Source organism: Geobacillus sp. TFV-3 (assembly GCF_009901865.1).
GTDB classification, from domain to species: Bacteria; Bacillota; Bacilli; order Bacillales; family Anoxybacillaceae; genus Geobacillus; species Geobacillus thermoleovorans_A.
Genome location: NZ_MPSP01000001.1, coordinates 2,339,301 through 2,356,425 on the forward strand (window position 1 = coordinate 2,339,301; position 17,125 = coordinate 2,356,425).

The following is a 17,125-nucleotide window of genomic DNA, read 5'->3' on the forward strand; positions in this document are numbered from 1 at the left end:
CCGCCGTTTGTTTATTTTTGTCGGCCGATCCGGACGAGCCAGCGCTCTTTTTTCGTCGGCCCTTCCACCGAAAACAGCTTGCAACGGCCAAAGCCCCGCGCCGACAGCACATCACCCGGTTCGCAGAGAAAATCAGGCTTGTCCACCACCTTCCAGTTGACTTTGACAAGCCCGCTTTCAACAAGCGTACGCGCTTTCTCGCGCCCAAGGCGAAATGCCTGAGCGAGCACAGCATCGAGCCTTAGAGAAGAAACCGTGACCGTTCCTTCCTCCCACGTTTCGGCAAGCGGCATGGCTGCCGACAACGGCAACGGCTCAAGCGCAACCGGAGCTTTGCCGATCGTTTCGACATGCAGGCGGACGTAGTCGGCGACTTCAGCGGCGGCGAAAAATTGAATCTCTTCATCTTGAACGAGAATATCGCCAAACTTGCCGCGCCGCAAGCCAAGCGACATGAGCGCCCCCAACACGTCGCGATGTTCAAGGGAAACGAATTTCGCCGGATAGCGGACAGCAAACAGAGCGATGCGATAATCACTTTCCTCCGGCTCGATATACGGCGGAGCGAGAAACGCCCGCTTCCGCTCGACAAACGGGGCGCCGCCGAAAAAGAACGCGCGCACATCTTCCGCGCCGCCGACGATGCTTTGCACGATTTGCTGCTCACGCGGATCGAGAAAATCGGTCAGCTTCGGAGCGTACTGACGGCTCACCATCTCCTTCCACTCGAGCACTTGATCAATGAACGGATGTTCCTCTTTGCGAAAATGCTGATACAGCTCCACTCGACGTCACCTTGCTTTCATGGAAGAAAGGAACCCACAACGGATTCCTTTCTGCGAGTTCCGTCCTTCCGCTTTTTTGCCTGCCGGAACGGAGAGCGGCGGCGCCGTGCGCGCAAAACGAAGCTAAAACTGCGACTGAAGAATGTCGAACAAGGCGTGAAGCCCTCTCGTCGCGAATTCAAGAACGATAAACGCGACGATTGGGGAGACGTCAATGATGCCAAGCGGCGGAATGACGCGCCGAAACGGCTCCAAATACGGTTCGCAAATGGCGGCAAGCATTTGTCCGAACCGTGTTTCGCGCGCATTGGGAAACCACGACATTAAAATATAAATGATCAGTGCATACGAGTACACTTGAATCAATGTCGTCAAAAACGCGAGTACATAATCCAACGGCTACCACCTCTTCATCGGTCTGTCATCCTCGCCGTCGAGCGAAATCGAGCCGCTGACGTCGACGTTTTCCGGAGTGCATAAAAAAATTTTTGTGCCGACTTGCTGAATGTCGCCGCCAATGGCGTACACGGTGCCGCTTAAAAAGTCGACGATCCGCTTCGCCTGCTCATGCTGAATGCGCTGCAAATTGACGATGACCGCGCGCCGGCTTTTCAAATGGTCCGCGATCTCCTGCGCCTCCGCATACACCCGCGGCTCAGCAAGCACAACTTTCGCCGATTTTTGCACGCTTTGCAGGCTGACGACGTTCGCCTTTCCTGCCGTCTTCGGCGGCGCCTCCTCTTCCGGCTGCGGCGCTTCATATTCTTCCTCATAGTCTTCGTAGTCTTCTTCTAAAAAATAATCGCGGAATTTTTTCATCAATCCCATCCCGTTTCACCTCCTACAATGATCCGACAAGCGCGCTGCCGATGCGCACAAACGTCGCTCCTTCCTCGATGGCGATCGTGTAGTCGTTTGACATGCCCATTGATAGTTCGGTGCATGGCGCATGGGCCATTCCCAGCGCCTGAACACGTTCCTTCAGCATCCGCAATTGACGAAAGCAAGCGCGCAATATCGCTTCGTCGTCGGTGTGCGGCGCCATCGTCATCAATCCGACGACTTCGATGCGCGAAAAGGCGTGAAGTTGTTCAATAAACGGAACCGTTTCTTCGGGGGCGAGCCCGTGTTTGGTCGCCTCTCCTGAGACGTTCACCTGCACAAAACATTTCACCCGCCGCGCCGCCCGCTTTTCGATTTCTTTCGCGAGCGACAAGCGGTCGAGCGAATGAATGTAATCGACTTTATCAATGATGTCTTTGACTTTGCGCGACTGAAGCGTCCCAATGAAATGCCACGTCGCTTGATTTCCGATCCGTTCATGCTTTTCCATCAATTGGTCAGAGCGGTTTTCGCCGAGATCGGCAATGCCGGCGTCAAGCACCTCGAGCGCCCGCTTTGCATCCACATATTTGGTGACCGCCACGATGCGCACGCCCGCCGGATCGCGGCCGACGCGAGCGCAGGCCGCCTCGATTTCTCGGCGAATGGCCGCCAAGTTGTCGCGCACCGTCATGTCCATTCCTCCCTTCGGCCAATGAACGCCAACATCCTTCCGGTCGTTCCGCGGTCGCGGCGGTGGGAAAAAAACAACGCTTCCTCACAGCTTGTACAGCGTTCCGACACATAAATATGGCTGTTCGGAACGCCAGCCGCGAGCAACTGAAGCCGGTTGGCTTCCTTTAAGTCAAGCGCATATTGCCCTGGGCTTGTTTCCCGCCATGGCAACGGGCTTTCCGGAGGAAGCGTCGGGCGCAAGCCATCGATCACCCGGTCATCGACCGTGTAACAGCACGGGCCAATGGCCGGTCCAATCGCCACATAGATGTCAGACGGAGCAATTTGTTCGCGCTCCTGCCAAATCTGCACCATATTGCGGGCAATGCCGCCCGCCGTCCCCCGCCAGCCAGCGTGGACAAGACCGACCACATCGGCTGATGGCGCGATAAAATAGACAGGCACGCAGTCAGCAAAACAAAGCGCAAGCAATACCCCCGCCTCATCCGTATACAACCCGTCGACCCCCGGAACCGCCGTGGCGAAATCCTGCGCTCCGCTCCCCCGGTCGTTTTTCGTCACCTTTCGAATGTCGGCGCCGTGCACTTGTTGGCAACATACCCATCGTTCAAGCGGGAATGAGAGCCAGTGTGCCAAGCGCCGGCGGTTGTTGACGACATCCATGCGATCGTCGCCGACATGCAACCCCATATTGAGCGAGGCGAACGGCCCTTTGCTCTCCCCGCCGTGTTTCGTCGTCAATCCAGCGACGACTCCAACAAACGGAGGCGCCTGGCAACGGAGCCAGCCGCAGGCTTCCTGTTGAAAAATGTCTGGCATTCGCGTCAACCCTCACGCTGCTTTTTGTAGTTTTTTATCACTTTTTTTCCTATTTTATCATAGTTTGTTTGTCCATGATAACCTTTATTTGCGATTTTGTCGAAACATTGTCGCCGAATATTGTCCAGCCCCCATTGCCGCTCGAAAACCGCGCTGGCGGCAGAGCCGATCTGCCCACGAAAAGCGGAAAGGCCTGCAACGTCGTCCTGCCGCGTTGCAAGCGACGGGGCCAACCGTTGCACCAGCCGTTTAATCTAAATCATGAAGGCGGACTAAAATCACATCGGCTCCGATTTTGACGATGTTCTGCCATGGAATGACGACCGCCTCTTCGCGCCCAAACAGCCCGAGCATCTTTCCGGCGCCTAAAATAATGAGTGAGCGGATTTTTCCAGTATCTAAATCAATATCAATGTCCCCAATATTGCCAAGCTTTTTCCCATTGGCTACATTGACGACATCTTTCGTCTGAAATTCGGAAATTCTCATCACAGTTTTTCTCCCCGCCTTTCCTCTCCCTCTTTTTCATCTATATGACGACAAATGAGCAGTTATGTGCCAAAGAAAAAGGCTGCGCCTGCAGCCTGTCACACTTGGATGTTTTTATTCATTTGCCGAATCGCCGCTTTTTCGAGCCTGGACACTTGCGCTTGGGAAATGCCGATTTCCTCGGCCACTTCCATTTGCGTCTTTCCTTGAAAAAAACGTTTGCGGATGATCATTTTTTCCCGCTCATTCAACCGCCGAAGCCCTTCCTTCAAGGCGATTTCTTCGATCCATTGGCTGTCGCGGTTGCGCTCATCGCTCAGCTGGTCCATCACATAAATCGGGTCGCCGCCATCGTTGTAAATCGGCTCAAACAATGAAACAGGATCTTGAATGGCATCGAGGGCAAACACCACTTCCTCATGGGCGACGCCGAGTTCTTTGGCAATTTCCTCAGTTGACGGTTCTTTCGCCGTCTCGCTCATGAGCCGCTCTCGCACTTGCAGCGCTTTGTAGGCAATGTCGCGCAACGAACGCGAAACGCGGATCGGGTTGTTGTCGCGCAAATAACGGCGGATCTCGCCGATGATCATCGGCACTGCGTAAGTGGAAAATTTCACGTTTTGATTGAGGTCAAAATTATCAATCGATTTCATAAGTCCGATGCAGCCAACTTGAAACAAATCATCGACAAATTCGCCCCGGTTGTTGAAGCGCTGAATGACGCTCAACACGAGGCGCAAGTTGCCGTTTACTAATTTCTCTCTCGCCTCCAAATCCCCCTCATGCATCCGCTGAAACAGTTCACGCATTTCCTCATTTTTGAGGACGGGAAGCTTCGAAGTGTCTACGCCGCAAATCTCGACTTTGTTCCTCGTCAAGTTGTTCCCTCCCATCAGGAGATGCTAAGTCGTCAGTTTTCAGTATCTCCTTGGAAGGGAAAAATATGCACAGCCCGTCCGACGAGGAAAAAGCGGCGGAATTTCGCTCCCGCCGCCCGCTACATCATTTTATTGAATTCTTTGCGCAACCGTTTAATGATCCGCTTCTCGAGCCGCGATATGTACGATTGCGAAATGCCGAGCAAATCAGCGACGTCTTTTTGCGTCTTTTCTTCGCCGCCGGAGAGGCCAAAACGCAATTCCATAATTTGCTTCTCGCGGTCGCTCAGCTGGCGCAAGGCGTTTAAGAGCAAGCGCCGGTCGACATCCGCTTCCAAATCTTTCGTAATCACATCGTCTTCCGTGCCCAACACGTCGGAAAGCAACAGCTCGTTGCCATCCCAGTCGATATTGAGCGGTTCATCAAACGACACTTCCGCCCGCACTTTGTTGTTGCGGCGCAAATACATTAAAATTTCGTTTTCAATGCAGCGCGACGCGTATGTCGCCAGCTTGATCTTCTTCTCCGGGTTGAACGTGTTGACGGCCTTAATAAGGCCGATCGTTCCAATGCTAATTAAATCTTCAATGTGAATGCCGGTGTTTTCAAACTTGCGCGCAATGTAGACGACAAGACGCAAATTGCGTTCGATCAAAAGCGATCTCGCCGTGTCATCGCCGGCGGCAAGCCTGGCGATCAGCTGCTCCTCTTCTTCTTTTGTCAGCGGCGGCGGGAGCGCTTCGCTGCCTCCGATATAATAAATTTCATCCGCCTTCAAGCCGAGCTTGGCCAAAAGCTTATACACCCAGTACATGAAACGAAGTTTCCACTTTTTCATGAAAATCCCCCTTCTAAACGGATCAAAAGCGAGTATGATATACTAACAAAACCTACGAAGCGGTCAGCTTTCTTCCCGCCTGCACCATTTTCGGATGGACGATGCAGTCGTACTCTCCATCCGCCGACAGCGGATCAGCGCTTAGCGCCACAAGCCCTTGCGCTACTTCCAACCATTCGTTTTCATACCGAAGCATAATGCTGTCTGGCTTGACCGCCGCCATCATTTGTGGACCGCTGCCGACCGCGCGGTACGGAATGAGGCGAAGGCGATGGACCCACTGCTCCGGCGGGGAAGCCAGCATTATGTGAGCGCTGAGGCAACCCAATAACTCTTCAGGAAGCACGGCCTTCGCTTTTTCCTGTTCGACTACCATCACCGGCGTTTTTGTCAACGGATCGACGAGCTGGTTGCCGCTGTCAATCAAGCCGCGCAGCATAAGCGGCCGCCCGTCCCATACGATCTTGACCTCAATGATATGTTCAAACCGCAGTTTTTTTTCGCGAATCGCCTCCACCCTTCGGCGGGAAAAAAGCCATAAAACCGGAAACCCGATGACAACAAACAGCCAGCTGACCGGATCGCCAGCCCCGGGATGATGCATGAGAAGCATTCCTTTGCGGATGGACAGTTGGTGCGCGAAAAAGTAATGAATCGCCAACATGCCGCCGCCAACGGCGAACGTGGCAAAGTAAAACGCCAGCATATTCTCAAGCAAATAGCGCGGGCGCTTAAAGCCGAAGGCGGCCCACACGATCAATACGGAAACGGCTACTTTTATCAGTGGGTGCTGGGCGATGGCGGAAAAAGGGGTAAACAGCAATATGACAAGCAGCGAACCGATCAACGCCCCGGCCAACAGGCGCCACCAAACGATCGGCCGCTTGAGCATGAGCGCTGTCAGCCAAAGAAGCAACGCGTCAAAACAGACATTCAACAGCCAAATGACATCGAGATAGACGACCAACCGTCAAGCCCCTCCCCCGCCCACATCGGCTTTGTCTGACACAAGTATATAGCATCTCTTCGGGGAAAGTCTGTCAATCGGTGGAGGTGAAAAAGGGGATGTTTTGTCAAAACAAGGGGAACCACGGCGGATCAAATCAGCCGGCACGAAAGCCTAACCTGCCTTCTCTTTTTCGCCCTTGGGCTGCGAAAGAGCAGGCGTCCAACGCAAGAAAGTTTTTGGTCCTAATCGGAAAAGCGAGGCTGTCTCAAAAGACCGTCTTTCTTTAAGAGAGATACAATATATCGTTTCACCAAAGTGCTTCGTGCACGTTCGTGCCATGCATCTTGTGATGAAGAAAGGGTGTCCCGTTGCTTTTGGGACACCCTCGTTTCGCCATCTAGCGGCGGCGGTTGCGGTTGCGCAAGAAAGCGGGAATGTCAAGCGGATCTTCTGCTTGCCCCGAGCGGAGCGCTGCATAGTCTTGCATCGGCTCTTCACGCTTTTCGCGCTTTGGCGCCGGCGCCGCTTTCGGCACGGTGCCAATGCGCGGCGCGCGCGGCTGCGAAGCGACGTTTTCATTGAATCCGGTCGCAATGACCGTCACAATGATCTCGTCCTTTAAGTTCTCATTAATAACGGAGCCGAAGATCATGTTCACTTCTTGGTCAGCCGCCGAAGCGACGATGTCGGCAGCCTCTTGCACTTCGTACAAACTTAAGTTCATGCCGCCAGTGATATTCATGAGCACCCCTTGCGCACCGTCGATCGACGTCTCCAACAGCGGGCTGGAAATGGCTTTTTTTGCTGCCTCAGCCGCTCGGTTTTCGCCGCTGGCGATGCCAATCCCCATCAATGCCGAGCCTTTATTCGACATGATCGTCTTCACATCAGCGAAGTCAAGGTTGATCAACCCCGGCACGGCGATCAAATCGGAAATGCCTTGCACCCCTTGGCGCAACACATTGTCCGCTTCGCGGAACGCCTCAAGCATCGGCGTATTTTTGTCAACAATCTCAAGCAATCGGTCGTTCGGAATGACGATGAGCGTATCGACCGCCTCTTTCATGGCGGCGATGCCGCTTGCGGCCTGCGTCGCCCGCTTCCTCCCCTCAAACGTAAACGGTCGCGTAACAACACCGACCGTAAGCGCCCCTAACTCGCGCGCAATTTGGGCGATGACCGGGGCAGCGCCAGTTCCCGTGCCGCCGCCCATGCCAGCGGTGACAAACACCATATCAGCGCCGCGAAGCGCTTCTTCAATTTGCTCTTTGCTCTCCTCAGCCGCTTTTTTTCCAACTTCTGGATTCGCTCCCGCACCCAAGCCGCGTGTCAGCTTCGCCCCGATTTGCAGCTTGATCGGCGCTTTCGACAAGTTGAGCGCCTGTGCATCCGTATTGACCGCAATAAACTCTACACCTTGCACCCCATGCTCAATCATCCGATTGACGGCGTTGTTGCCGCCGCCCCCGACTCCAATCACCTTGATCGTTGCCAACTGATCGACTGTTGTCTCAAACTCCAACATGGCCAAATCCTCCTAAAATTTCAATCTCTATTCAAAGAAAGAACCGAAAAATTTCTTGACCTTCTTCCCAAAATGGTCTTCTTTCTTTTTCTGTTTCGGCTGCTGTTTTTGCGAGGGGCGCTCGACCGGCTCCACCGCAGCGGCAGCCGGGATCGTTTTCCCTTGCAACTGCGCCTGCCGGTAGGCAAACTTGAGCAAGCCAACGCCGATCGTATACTGCGGATCGCGCACACCAATATAATCCGGCATGGCAATGCGGACGCTCGTCCCGAAAACGACGTGGGCCAGCTCAAGCAACCCTGGCATATTCGCGACGCCGCCGGTCAGCACATAGCCGCCAGGAAGATCGCGAAACCCGAGACGACGCACTTCCTGCTGAACCATTTGCAAAATTTCTTCCAGTCTCGCCTCAATAATATCAGCGATCTCCAACTGGCTGAACTGCTGATGTTGATCGGTGCCCATGATCGGCACACTGAACACCTCTTCCTCTGAAGCGTAGTCGTAAAATGCATGTCCGTGCTTCAGTTTGATTTTTTCGGCATCATCCGTTGTCGTCCGCAATCCGATGGCCAAGTCTTTCGTAATGTGCTCCCCGCCGACCGGAAGCGAAGAGACAGCTTGCAACGTCCCTTGCTCAAAGACAGCGACCGTGGTCGAGCCGCCTCCCAGGTCAACGAGCGCCGCCCCCAAATGCCGTTCGTCATCGGACAGCGCCAGCGAACCGGCGGCCAGCGGCTGAAGACAAAGGTCGCTGATTTCCAAGCCTGCCCGCTCCACACAGCGAAGAAGATTATGTAATATCGTCTTCGCGCCAGTCACCATAGTTCCTTCCATTTCCAAGCGGACGCCGAGCATGCCGCGCGGATCATGAATGCCGTCCAATCCGTCGACAATAAACTGGCGCGGAACGACGCCGATGATTTCTCGATCGGGAGGGATGGAGACGACTTGCGCGGCATCGATGACGCGGGCGACATCTTCATCGCTGATTTCCCGGTTTTCGCTCGCGACGGCGACAATGCCGTGGCAGTCATGGAGCTGAATATGGCTGCCGGCCACCCCGACGATCACACGGCGGATCGATAAACCGACCATCCGCTCCGCTTGCTCGACGGCCCGTCTGATCGACTGCACCGTTTTATCTATATCAACAATCGCTCCTTTTTTGAGCCCTTCCGCTTTGACATTGCCCACCCCGATAATGTTGATGGAGCTGCCTAGCATTTCCCCGATGATGACTTTCACGCTCGATGTTCCGACATCCAGGCTAACGACGATCTCATTGCTGCTCATTTTTTGGCATCTGCCTACTAAAAACGCGCCGGTGTCGGCCGGCGTTTCAGTAAGCAGCGACACCTCCTTTTTCGGCTGAAATTTCCTTATCTATTGGTCTATGTCTAGTTTGCGAGTTTCGCAACAACATTTTGTTTTACCCCATATAATTCAACACGCGAAAACACTTTCCCTGTCGTTTGCCTAACTTTTTTCGCGATTGTGCCGCCGCTTGGCCCACTCCGCAAGCCAAAGGCGGCGGATGATGGCAATGTTTTGAAACAAGCGGACGCCGAAGGCGAACACAGCCGCTAAATACAAGTCTACACCAAGATGCACCCCAAGAAAAGTTAAAGTTGCGGCCAGAACAATGTTGAAAAAAAACCCGGTTATAAATACGGTTTCGTCGTACGTCCGCTGCAGGTGGGCGCGCCATCCTCCGATTAATGTATCAAAGGCGGCCAAAATGGCAATCGACAAATAATTGGAATATTCATCGGGAACTTCCCAGCCAGCGAGAACGCCGATAGCAAACCCAAGAAGCAATCCGAGAAGCGGGAGCCACATGCTATTTCTCCTCCTTGCCGCCGTTTTCTGTCTCCATGTATTTCACATCAGGGCGGCTAGACGCGGGCGGAATGACAACGAGCGGCTGGGGCTTGGATATTGACAGCTCCAAGTTTTCCACGGCGAAATCATCGCGGATCGGCGAAACGGCGAGCCCGCTGTACAGCTTGTCCGCATCATCGGCGATTGCTCTCACTTCGACTGGCAGCCTCACTGAACGGCTCCCGACTTTCGTTGCGCCATTGACATCGCGAATGGCTGTCCAGTTCGTCAGTCGCTCACCGTCGATGGCGATTTCTTTCGCCCCGTATTTGTTCAACTCATTCACTAACCGTTGCAATAGCTCGGGCGATACGGTGGCAACGGCCGGACCAACGTAGCCGGCCGCCGAAAGCGGCGCGATCGTCAACACGAGACCGCTCCCCCTCACTTCTGTCAGCCCGGCTTCTTCCCTTAGCTTCGCGACTGTCGCTTCAAGCTCTGTCGCGCCGCCCGCCTCGTGTTCCTGACGGTAGCGGCGCAATGTTTCCTCATAACTCTCCAGCTCCTCAAGCAGCCGTTGTTCAAGCTTCTGCTCTTTTGTCAAATCGGCGCGCAGCTCCCAAATGTCGCGCGTGTCGCGTCCTTCCGGATGCAGCGTCGTCCGAAGCCCGACAGCCAGCATCACACCGAATATGACAGCTACGCCGGCAAAATAGAATCGATGTTTCCGTTCCAATTCGCTTCACCGCCCCTTTCCGCCCGTTTTACGGCTCAGGCGCAAACACCGGATCCAACACGATCGCTTCTTGCTTTTCCACTTTTACGTCGATATGGTCTTCGACAAGTTCGTCGACGATGCCGCCGGGAAGCTCTAGAGCGGACATGAGCACGTCCGGATTGCCAATGGCCGAAATGACAAACGGAGCGGCATGCTGCGTTCCATCGACCTCAATGACTGGGCCGTTGCAGACGATGTATGAACGGTGGGAAATGCGCTGCCCATTAATCGCGACCGCTTCGGCGCCGGAAATGAGCAGCTCGTGAACAACTTTCCATACGTGCTGTTCGTGAACGATATAATTGGTAGCGCTCGCTTCAGAGGGGATATAAGAGGAATCGGAAAGGGTGACTGCTACACCTTTCCCTTTCACCCTCGCTTTTCCGACATGCATGCGCAGCTGTTCCGCTTCTTTTGCCAATCCGGCCTCGTTCTCCTGCTCCTCGGCCAGCTTCTTCTCCCATGCAGCCAGCTCCTCCTGCTTTTTGACAAGCTGCTGCTTGAGCGAGCGGTTTTCTTTTTGCAAAACAAGAAGCGCCGAGCGATATTCGTAATCTTTTTTCCACTCGCTGTCGCTCCATTCCCGACGGGATGCCTCGTTTTTCACATGTTGGTACGAGAACCCGAGCATGGCGCCGAAGATCAAGCAGATCAACGTCATCAGGAGGCGGCTACGGGCTTGTCGTTTCATCGCCATCCTCCTTTTTCGGGGGAGCGTAAGGAACAAAATAGCTGCCGACTTCCAAATGAATGACTCCTTTGACGTTTCGGTCAAGCGCGGCGGCAATCGCTGGATAATGCGACAGCTTGTCGGCAAAATGCCGAATGGTCGCACTTACTTCATAACCGTCATTCATGTAGACGATGACGCGGTCTTCATATTCCCTCGTCGGCTTGTAGTGAATTTCCGATATGGCGCCCAGCACGGACGCGGACAGTTCGGCGAGCTGACCCGTCATTTCCGCAATGGCGTCGCCGTCTTTCCAGCCGACAAGCACCGGTGCATCGCTTGGCGCCGTCTTCGTCCCTTCCTGCTTTAACAGCCGCCCATTTTCAAGCAATGGAAAAAACGTTTGCCGGTCATACACATAAGCGATGCGCCGCCATTCGCGGACGCGGATGACGATCGTGTTCGGCAGCTGTTTTTCCACTATTGCCTCTTTAATTTCTGGATGGCGAGTAAGCTTTGCTTCCACGTTTTGCTCCTTCACTTTCCAAAAGCTTGTCCGCTTCGTAATGCCGCTTAAGCTGATGATGCGCTCCGCTGTGAGATGACGGTTGCCGCTCACTTCCACATGCCTTACCGCGCTGAGCGGCGACTGGAAGTAAAGGACGCACAAAATAAATAGAAAAAAGAAAGATAAGTACACAATGAGCCGGCGGTTCGCTTTCTGGCGGCGCCGCTCCTTCAGTTTCGGCACGCGGTCCTCCAAGACGACGACTTTTCCCTTTTCCATCGCATTCCCCGCTTTCTTCTTCAACGCCAGCACTGAAACAACCGGTATAAAAACAAACGGCATCCGCTGCCGTTTCTTTGTTTTTGCACTTATTTTCATTATATCACAAATGAATGCAAGAGAGAGCCTGTTTTTATCGCATTTGCCGGCACCGTTCGACGATGGGCTGCGTTCGAGAGATGCCAAAAAAAAGGCGGACATCCGCCGCTTGCCTAATACCGGGCATGCCTGCTGATATTAAGCAACACGCCGATGGCCATCAGCATCAACGTCAGCGACGATCCGCCGTAGCTTAAAAATGGGAGCGTGATGCCGGTAACAGGCATCAATCCGGTCACAACGCCGATATTGATCATCACTTGAATCGCAATCATCGAAATAATGCCAAGCGCCAAAAAACTTCCGTACAAGTCAGGGGCCCCAAGGGCAATGCGCACGCCGCGCCAAAGAAGAAGGGCAAAGAGCAGGAGAACGAGTGAACCGCCGATAAAGCCGAGCTCTTCGGCTAAAATGGCGAAAATAAAGTCGGTTTGCGGCTCCGGCAAGTAAAAAAACTTTTGCCGGCTCTGCCCGAGCCCAAGGCCGAACAAGCCGCCCGGCCCAATGGCGTACAGCGACTGGATGATTTGAAATCCGCTTCCAAGTGGATCTTCCCATGGGTTTAAAAACGATGTAATCCGCTTGATTCGATATGGAGCCGACAGGATGAGGACGGCAAGCCCAGCGAGCCCCAAAACGCCAAGCCCGGCAAAATGGCTGAGACGGGCGCCGGCGACGAAAATCATCGTCACGCACGTACCAACCATAACGGCGCCCGTCCCTAAGTCCGGTTGGAGCATAATCATGCCGAACGCGGCAAACACAAGGGCCAACGCCGGCAACAACCCTTGTTTAAACGACGTAATTTTTTTTTGATTTTCCGATAAATATTTGGCCAAAAAAGCGATCATAGCCAGCTTCATAAACTCGGACGGCTGGATCGAAAACGCCCCAACACCGATCCAGCTGCGCGACCCATTGCGAACCATGCCGATGCCAGGAATGAGCACAAGAACGAGCAACACAAAACAGACGCCAAGCAGCACTTTCGACCAGTCGCGCCACACCCAATAATCGATGTTCATGACAAAAAACATAGCGATAATGCCGACGCCCGCAAACAACAGCTGGCGCTTGGCGAAGAAAAACGAATCGTTGAATTTGTATTCCGCCCAAATGGCGCTCGCGCTGTACACCATAATAAGTCCGATGGCCAAGAGCGAAAACGTCAAAATAATGAGCAAAAAATCCGGCGCAGACTTTTTCCGCGGCAATGCCCAACACCTCTATTTTTATAAACTAGAGGGGAAGGGCTGTCCCTTTCCCTCTATTTCAACTTATGCACGGCGTTGATAAAAATGTCCCCTCTCTCCTCGAAAGTTTTGTATTGATCCCAGCTGGCGCATGCTGGAGAGAGCAAAATGACGTCGCCCGGCTCGGAAAGCTCGAAAGCAACCGGGACGGCTTTTTCCACATTATCGACATATCGGATCGTTTCTATTCCCGCTTTTTGGGCGATGCGGCCGATTTTATCCGCCGTCTGGCCGAACAGTACGACCGCCTTCACCTGTTGCAAATACGGAAGGAGATCATCAAACTCATTGCCGCGGTCAAGCCCGCCGGCCAACAAAATGACCGGCTCGTCCGCAAACGCTGAAAGCGCCTTTTGCGTCGCTAAGATGTTTGTTGCTTTCGAATCGTTGTAAAACCGCCGGCCGTCAATTTCCGCCACATATTGAAGCCGATGTTTCACGCCGGAAAACGCCGCCAGCACCTGGCGGATCGCCTCATCGCTGGCACCGGCCAACTTGGCGGCCGCCACTGCCGCTAAAATGTTTTCCAAATTGTGCTGTCCAGGAAGAACGATGTCAGCGATTGCGATAACTGGATCACTGTTCCAATAGATGGCGCCATCTTGAATGTACGCCCCTTCGCCGAGAAGCTTCGTCGCCGAAAACAGCACTTTTTGCGATCGAACCGAGGAAGCAATGTTCATCACGAGCGGATCGTCGGCATTGACGACGGCATAATCGCGCTCCATTTGGTTGCGGAAAATGTTCGCCTTTGCCGCTGCATACGCCTCTTTCGTTCCGTGGTAGTCCAAGTGGGCGTCGAAAATGTTGAGCAAAACCGCAATGGCTGGGCGAAACTTGTCAATGCCGGCAAGTTGGAACGAAGACAGTTCCGTAACAAGCCATTGCCCCGGTTTCGCTTCCCTCGCCACCTCGCAGGCAACAAGGCCGATGTTGCCGGCCAGCAGCGGATCTTGGCCATCCGCTTTTAACATTTCATAAATAAGCGTCGTCGTCGTCGTTTTTCCGTTGGACCCGGTGATGCCGATAAACGACCCTTCGGAAATGTGATAAGCAAGTTCCACTTCGGTCACAACCGGAAGCCCCTTCTCGAGCGCCTTTTTCACCATCGGATTCGTGTACGGAATGCCCGGGTTTTTCACGACAAAGTCAAACGGCTCATCAAGCAGTTCGAGCGGATGACCGCCGCAAACGACGCGAATGCCGAGCGGTTCAAGCTGCTTGGCCTCCATGTTTTCCGAAAGCGGCTTTTGATCATTGACGACGACCTCAGCGCCTAACTCCGCAAGAAGCCGAGCTGCCGCCGCTCCGCTTTTCGCCAATCCAATGACAAGCACACGACGATGTTGATAAAAACGAGTCGGTTTCAATTACATCCACACCTCGATATAAATTGCTAGCATCGCAAATAAAAGGCCGACGGCCCAAAACGTCACAACGATCCGCCATTCTGACCAGCCGACAAGCTCATAGTGATGATGAAGCGGACTCATGCGGAACACGCGCCGTCCCGTCGTTTTGAACGAAGCCACTTGAATGATGACCGACAGCGTCTCGATGACAAACACACCGCCGATGATGACAAGCAACAGCTCAAGCTTCGTCAGGACAGCAACAGCGGCGATCGCCCCGCCAAGTGCGAGCGAGCCGGTGTCGCCCATAAACACTTTCGCCGGGTGGGCGTTAAACACTAAAAAGCCAAGCACGGCGCCAACAACAGCGATGCAAAATACAGCGACATCGTACTGGCCTTGATTCCAAGCCAAGACGGCATAAGCGCCAAAGGCGATCGCCGCTGTTCCGGCAAGCAGCCCGTCAAGCCCATCGGTCAAGTTGACGGCATTCGAGCCGCCGACAAGCATGAACAACAAGAGAACGCCGTACGCCCATCCGAGGTCGACCGACCAATCGACGCCAGGAATATGTAAAATGGTCGAAAAGCCGCTTTGGCGGTAGACGACAAAAAAGATGGCTGCGATAAGGAGCTGGCCGATAAATTTTTGCCGGCTCGTCAAGCCAAGATTTCGCTTCATCACGACTTTGATCATATCGTCGAGGAAGCCGAGCACCCCATAGCCGACGGTGACCAACAACAGCAAATACGTCCTCGTCGACAAGTCGGCGATTTTCGGCGTGATCCATAGGGTGGTCGCCACAATCGCCAACAAAATCATGATGCCGCCCATCGTTGGCGTGCCTGATTTTTTTTGATGCGACTTCGGCCCTTCCTCGCGGATGCTTTGTCCGAATTTCAACCGCCGCAAAAACGGGATGAACAGCGGCGACAACATGACGGTGATCAAAAAAGAAACCACCATCGCAATCACGATCACTTGTTCTGGCATACATCGTCATCCTCTCTCCTTCACTGCCGCTCGGGCAACAGCGCGATCGTCAAACTCAATCACATCATTGCCAATGATTTGATACGTTTCATGCCCTTTGCCAGCAATCAACACAACATCGCCTTCCTGCGCCTGGCCAATGGCGTAGCGGATCGCCTCTTCACGGTCAGGAATCGTCACATGCTTTCCGATCTCAGCGCTTACTCCCGCTTCCATGTCGCGCAAAATTTGCTTCGGGTCTTCCGAACGCGGATTGTCGGAGGTAAAAATAGCGACATCTGCATACCGCACCGCCACCTGCGCCATGAGCGGCCGTTTCGACCGGTCGCGGTCGCCGCCGCAGCCGATGACGACATACACGTTTCGCTTCGACATTTGGCGCACCGTTTTTAAGGCGTTTTCTAAACTGTCCGGCGTGTGGGCGTAATCGACGATGATCGTAAAGTTTTGCCCTTCATCGACCGTTTCAAACCGCCCCGGCACCGGCTCGACATCCGCAAGCGCCGCGGCGATCGTTTCAAGCGAAAAGCCAGAGGCAAGGCAGGCAGCGGCAGCGGCGAGAATGTTATAGACATTGAACGAGCCGACAAGTTTCGTTTCGACCGCCGCCGACCCGTGCGGCGTGCAAAGCCGAAACGCCATGCCGCCTGCGGTCATGCGGATCTGTTCCGCCATCACATCGCTTTTTTCCCTCATCCCGTATGTGACGATCGGTGCGGCCGTCATATGTTTATAATACTGCGAAACTGGATCGTCATGATTGAGAACGGCAAATTTCGGCCGCTGTTCGTCGTAGCGGTTTCCGAGCTGGGCAAACAAAAGCCCTTTGGCGTTCCGGTATTCCTCCATTGTCCCGTGATAATCCAAATGGTCTTGCGTTAAGTTCGTAAAGACGGCCACATCGTAATCACAGCCATGCACCCGCCCTTGGTGCAGCGCGTGCGACGACACTTCCATGGCGACAAACTCCACTCCTTCGTCAATCATCTGTTTAAACGTGCGCTGCAAAATGAGCGACTCCGGCGTCGTATTGGCCGCCGGATAGGAACGGTCGCCGATCTTGATGTGAACCGTGCCAATGAGCCCTGTTTTCTTGCCGGCTTTTCTCGCGATTTGTTCCATGATCGACGTTGTCGTTGTCTTGCCGTTTGTACCTGTCACTCCGATTAAATGAAGGCGGTGGGTCGGCCGCCCGTAAAACGCGTCCGCTAAAATCGCCATCGCCCGCCGGCTGTCCGGCACGAGAACGACCGGAACATCGACGGAAAGCGGACGCTCGGCCACGACTGCCGCCGCCCCGCGCGCCACCGCTTCCTCGGCAAAGTCGTGTCCGTCTACTGTAAGCCCTTTAAGGCAAAAAAAGAGAGAACCGGGGACAACGCGGCGCGAGTCCATTTCGAGCGCCGCGATATCAGGGTTGTCTCCATCGTGCACCCAAAAACCGGGCAAGTGTGACAGCAGCGTCAACAGTTTCATGTTCGTTCATCCCTTTCGCTTCGAAATCATCCGCTCCGTTAGGCAGACAGCGGAAAAAGGGGCACAACCAACCCGATGTGTCATCGCATCG

The 17,125-nt window shown here is 54.0% G+C and carries 20 protein-coding genes; all 20 read right to left on the bottom strand.

The window, feature by feature from the left end:
* Positions 1 to 11: 11 nt before the first annotated feature.
* Positions 12 to 785, bottom strand: a complete 774-nt coding sequence (locus BJQ97_RS11750; protein WP_160156712.1) for a YlmH family RNA-binding protein — start codon at positions 783 to 785, stop codon at positions 12 to 14.
* A 123-nt stretch (positions 786 to 908) separates the two neighbouring features.
* Positions 909 to 1,181 carry a YggT family protein gene (locus BJQ97_RS11755; protein WP_160156713.1) on the bottom strand — a complete coding sequence of 91 codons (273 nt, stop codon included), beginning with the start codon at positions 1,179 to 1,181 and terminating at the stop codon, positions 909 to 911.
* A 3-nt stretch (positions 1,182 to 1,184) separates the two neighbouring features.
* On the bottom strand, positions 1,185 to 1,613 hold the full coding sequence (locus BJQ97_RS11760) for a cell division protein SepF (protein WP_044731803.1): 429 nt from the start codon (positions 1,611 to 1,613) through the stop codon (positions 1,185 to 1,187).
* 13 nt (positions 1,614 to 1,626) lie between these two features.
* Complete coding sequence (locus BJQ97_RS11765) at positions 1,627 to 2,301, bottom strand: YggS family pyridoxal phosphate-dependent enzyme (protein WP_160156714.1); 675 nt, start codon at positions 2,299 to 2,301, stop codon at positions 1,627 to 1,629.
* Positions 2,298 to 3,122 (bottom strand): peptidoglycan editing factor PgeF, encoded by an 825-nt coding sequence (gene pgeF, locus BJQ97_RS11770; RefSeq protein WP_160156715.1) that lies wholly within the window; start codon positions 3,120 to 3,122, stop codon positions 2,298 to 2,300. Before pgeF ends, BJQ97_RS11765 begins: the two co-directional genes overlap by 4 nt.
* Positions 3,123 to 3,127: 5 nt before the next feature.
* A complete protein-coding gene (locus tag BJQ97_RS11775; protein ID WP_236567249.1) occupies positions 3,128 to 3,355 on the bottom strand; it encodes a hypothetical protein in 228 nt (75 codons plus the stop codon).
* A gap of 16 nt (positions 3,356 to 3,371) precedes the next feature.
* Positions 3,372 to 3,614: a YlmC/YmxH family sporulation protein gene (locus BJQ97_RS11780; RefSeq protein WP_160156717.1), complete on the bottom strand. Its 243-nt coding sequence runs from the start codon at positions 3,612 to 3,614 to the stop codon at positions 3,372 to 3,374.
* A gap of 95 nt (positions 3,615 to 3,709) precedes the next feature.
* A complete protein-coding gene (sigG, locus tag BJQ97_RS11785; RefSeq protein ID WP_081207029.1) occupies positions 3,710 to 4,489 on the bottom strand; it encodes an RNA polymerase sporulation sigma factor SigG in 780 nt (259 codons plus the stop codon).
* A 119-nt stretch (positions 4,490 to 4,608) separates the two neighbouring features.
* Positions 4,609 to 5,328, bottom strand: coding sequence for an RNA polymerase sporulation sigma factor SigE (gene sigE / locus BJQ97_RS11790; RefSeq protein WP_160156718.1), 720 nt, complete (start codon positions 5,326 to 5,328; stop codon positions 4,609 to 4,611).
* A 52-nt stretch (positions 5,329 to 5,380) separates the two neighbouring features.
* On the bottom strand, positions 5,381 to 6,295 hold the full coding sequence (gene spoIIGA / locus BJQ97_RS11795; protein ID WP_160156719.1) for a sigma-E processing peptidase SpoIIGA: 915 nt from the start codon (positions 6,293 to 6,295) through the stop codon (positions 5,381 to 5,383).
* A 379-nt stretch (positions 6,296 to 6,674) separates the two neighbouring features.
* Positions 6,675 to 7,802 (bottom strand): cell division protein FtsZ, encoded by a 1,128-nt coding sequence (gene ftsZ, locus BJQ97_RS11800; RefSeq protein WP_160156720.1) that lies wholly within the window; start codon positions 7,800 to 7,802, stop codon positions 6,675 to 6,677.
* Between the two features lie 27 nt (positions 7,803 to 7,829).
* A complete protein-coding gene (gene ftsA, locus BJQ97_RS11805) occupies positions 7,830 to 9,098 on the bottom strand; it encodes a cell division protein FtsA (RefSeq protein WP_160157608.1) in 1,269 nt (422 codons plus the stop codon).
* A gap of 183 nt (positions 9,099 to 9,281) precedes the next feature.
* The gene (locus BJQ97_RS11810; RefSeq protein WP_044731807.1) at positions 9,282 to 9,644 is read right to left on the bottom strand and encodes a small basic family protein; all 363 of its coding nucleotides are present in this window, start codon (positions 9,642 to 9,644) and stop codon (positions 9,282 to 9,284) included.
* A gap of 1 nt (position 9,645) precedes the next feature.
* Complete coding sequence (locus tag BJQ97_RS11815; protein ID WP_160156721.1) at positions 9,646 to 10,362, bottom strand: DUF881 domain-containing protein; 717 nt, start codon at positions 10,360 to 10,362, stop codon at positions 9,646 to 9,648.
* Positions 10,363 to 10,390: 28 nt separating this feature from the next.
* On the bottom strand, positions 10,391 to 11,095 hold the full coding sequence (locus tag BJQ97_RS11820) for a DUF881 domain-containing protein (RefSeq protein WP_160156722.1): 705 nt from the start codon (positions 11,093 to 11,095) through the stop codon (positions 10,391 to 10,393).
* Positions 11,076 to 11,861, bottom strand: a complete 786-nt coding sequence (gene divIB / locus BJQ97_RS11825) for a cell division protein DivIB (protein ID WP_201451691.1) — start codon at positions 11,859 to 11,861, stop codon at positions 11,076 to 11,078. Before divIB ends, BJQ97_RS11820 begins: the two co-directional genes overlap by 20 nt.
* 212 nt (positions 11,862 to 12,073) lie before the next feature.
* Positions 12,074 to 13,174 carry a stage V sporulation protein E gene (spoVE, locus tag BJQ97_RS11830; RefSeq protein WP_160156724.1) on the bottom strand — a complete coding sequence of 367 codons (1,101 nt, stop codon included), beginning with the start codon at positions 13,172 to 13,174 and terminating at the stop codon, positions 12,074 to 12,076.
* A gap of 53 nt (positions 13,175 to 13,227) precedes the next feature.
* The gene (gene murD, locus BJQ97_RS11835; RefSeq protein WP_160156725.1) at positions 13,228 to 14,583 is read right to left on the bottom strand and encodes a UDP-N-acetylmuramoyl-L-alanine--D-glutamate ligase; all 1,356 of its coding nucleotides are present in this window, start codon (positions 14,581 to 14,583) and stop codon (positions 13,228 to 13,230) included.
* Entirely contained in the window at positions 14,584 to 15,558 is a 975-nt protein-coding gene (gene mraY, locus BJQ97_RS17425) for a phospho-N-acetylmuramoyl-pentapeptide-transferase (protein WP_201451692.1), read from the bottom strand. It lies immediately after the preceding gene.
* Positions 15,559 to 15,564: 6 nt separating this feature from the next.
* On the bottom strand, positions 15,565 to 17,034 hold the full coding sequence (locus BJQ97_RS17430; RefSeq protein ID WP_201451693.1) for a UDP-N-acetylmuramoyl-L-alanyl-D-glutamate--2,6-diaminopimelate ligase: 1,470 nt from the start codon (positions 17,032 to 17,034) through the stop codon (positions 15,565 to 15,567).
* Between the last annotated feature and the right edge of the window lie 91 nt (positions 17,035 to 17,125).

Excerpts from the sequence above, each read along its gene's own strand:
- divIB (WP_201451691.1), bottom strand. The coding sequence starts at position 11,861 with ATGGAAAAGGGAAAAGTCGTCGTCTTGGAGGACCGCGTGCCGAAACTG.
- ftsZ (WP_160156720.1), bottom strand. The coding sequence starts at position 7,802 with ATGTTGGAGTTTGAGACAACAGTCGATCAGTTGGCAACGATCAAGGTG.
- BJQ97_RS17430 (WP_201451693.1), bottom strand. The coding sequence starts at position 17,034 with ATGAAACTGTTGACGCTGCTGTCACACTTGCCCGGTTTTTGGGTGCAC.
- BJQ97_RS11820 (WP_160156722.1), bottom strand. The coding sequence starts at position 11,095 with ATGAAACGACAAGCCCGTAGCCGCCTCCTGATGACGTTGATCTGCTTG.
- BJQ97_RS11810 (WP_044731807.1), bottom strand. The coding sequence starts at position 9,644 with ATGTGGCTCCCGCTTCTCGGATTGCTTCTTGGGTTTGCTATCGGCGTT.
- pgeF (WP_160156715.1), bottom strand. The coding sequence starts at position 3,122 with ATGCCAGACATTTTTCAACAGGAAGCCTGCGGCTGGCTCCGTTGCCAG.
- BJQ97_RS11765 (WP_160156714.1), bottom strand. The coding sequence starts at position 2,301 with ATGACGGTGCGCGACAACTTGGCGGCCATTCGCCGAGAAATCGAGGCG.
- sigE (WP_160156718.1), bottom strand. The coding sequence starts at position 5,328 with ATGAAAAAGTGGAAACTTCGTTTCATGTACTGGGTGTATAAGCTTTTG.
- mraY (WP_201451692.1), bottom strand. The coding sequence starts at position 15,558 with ATGCCAGAACAAGTGATCGTGATTGCGATGGTGGTTTCTTTTTTGATC.
- BJQ97_RS11760 (WP_044731803.1), bottom strand. The coding sequence starts at position 1,613 with ATGGGATTGATGAAAAAATTCCGCGATTATTTTTTAGAAGAAGACTAC.
- ftsA (WP_160157608.1), bottom strand. The coding sequence starts at position 9,098 with ATGAGCAGCAATGAGATCGTCGTTAGCCTGGATGTCGGAACATCGAGC.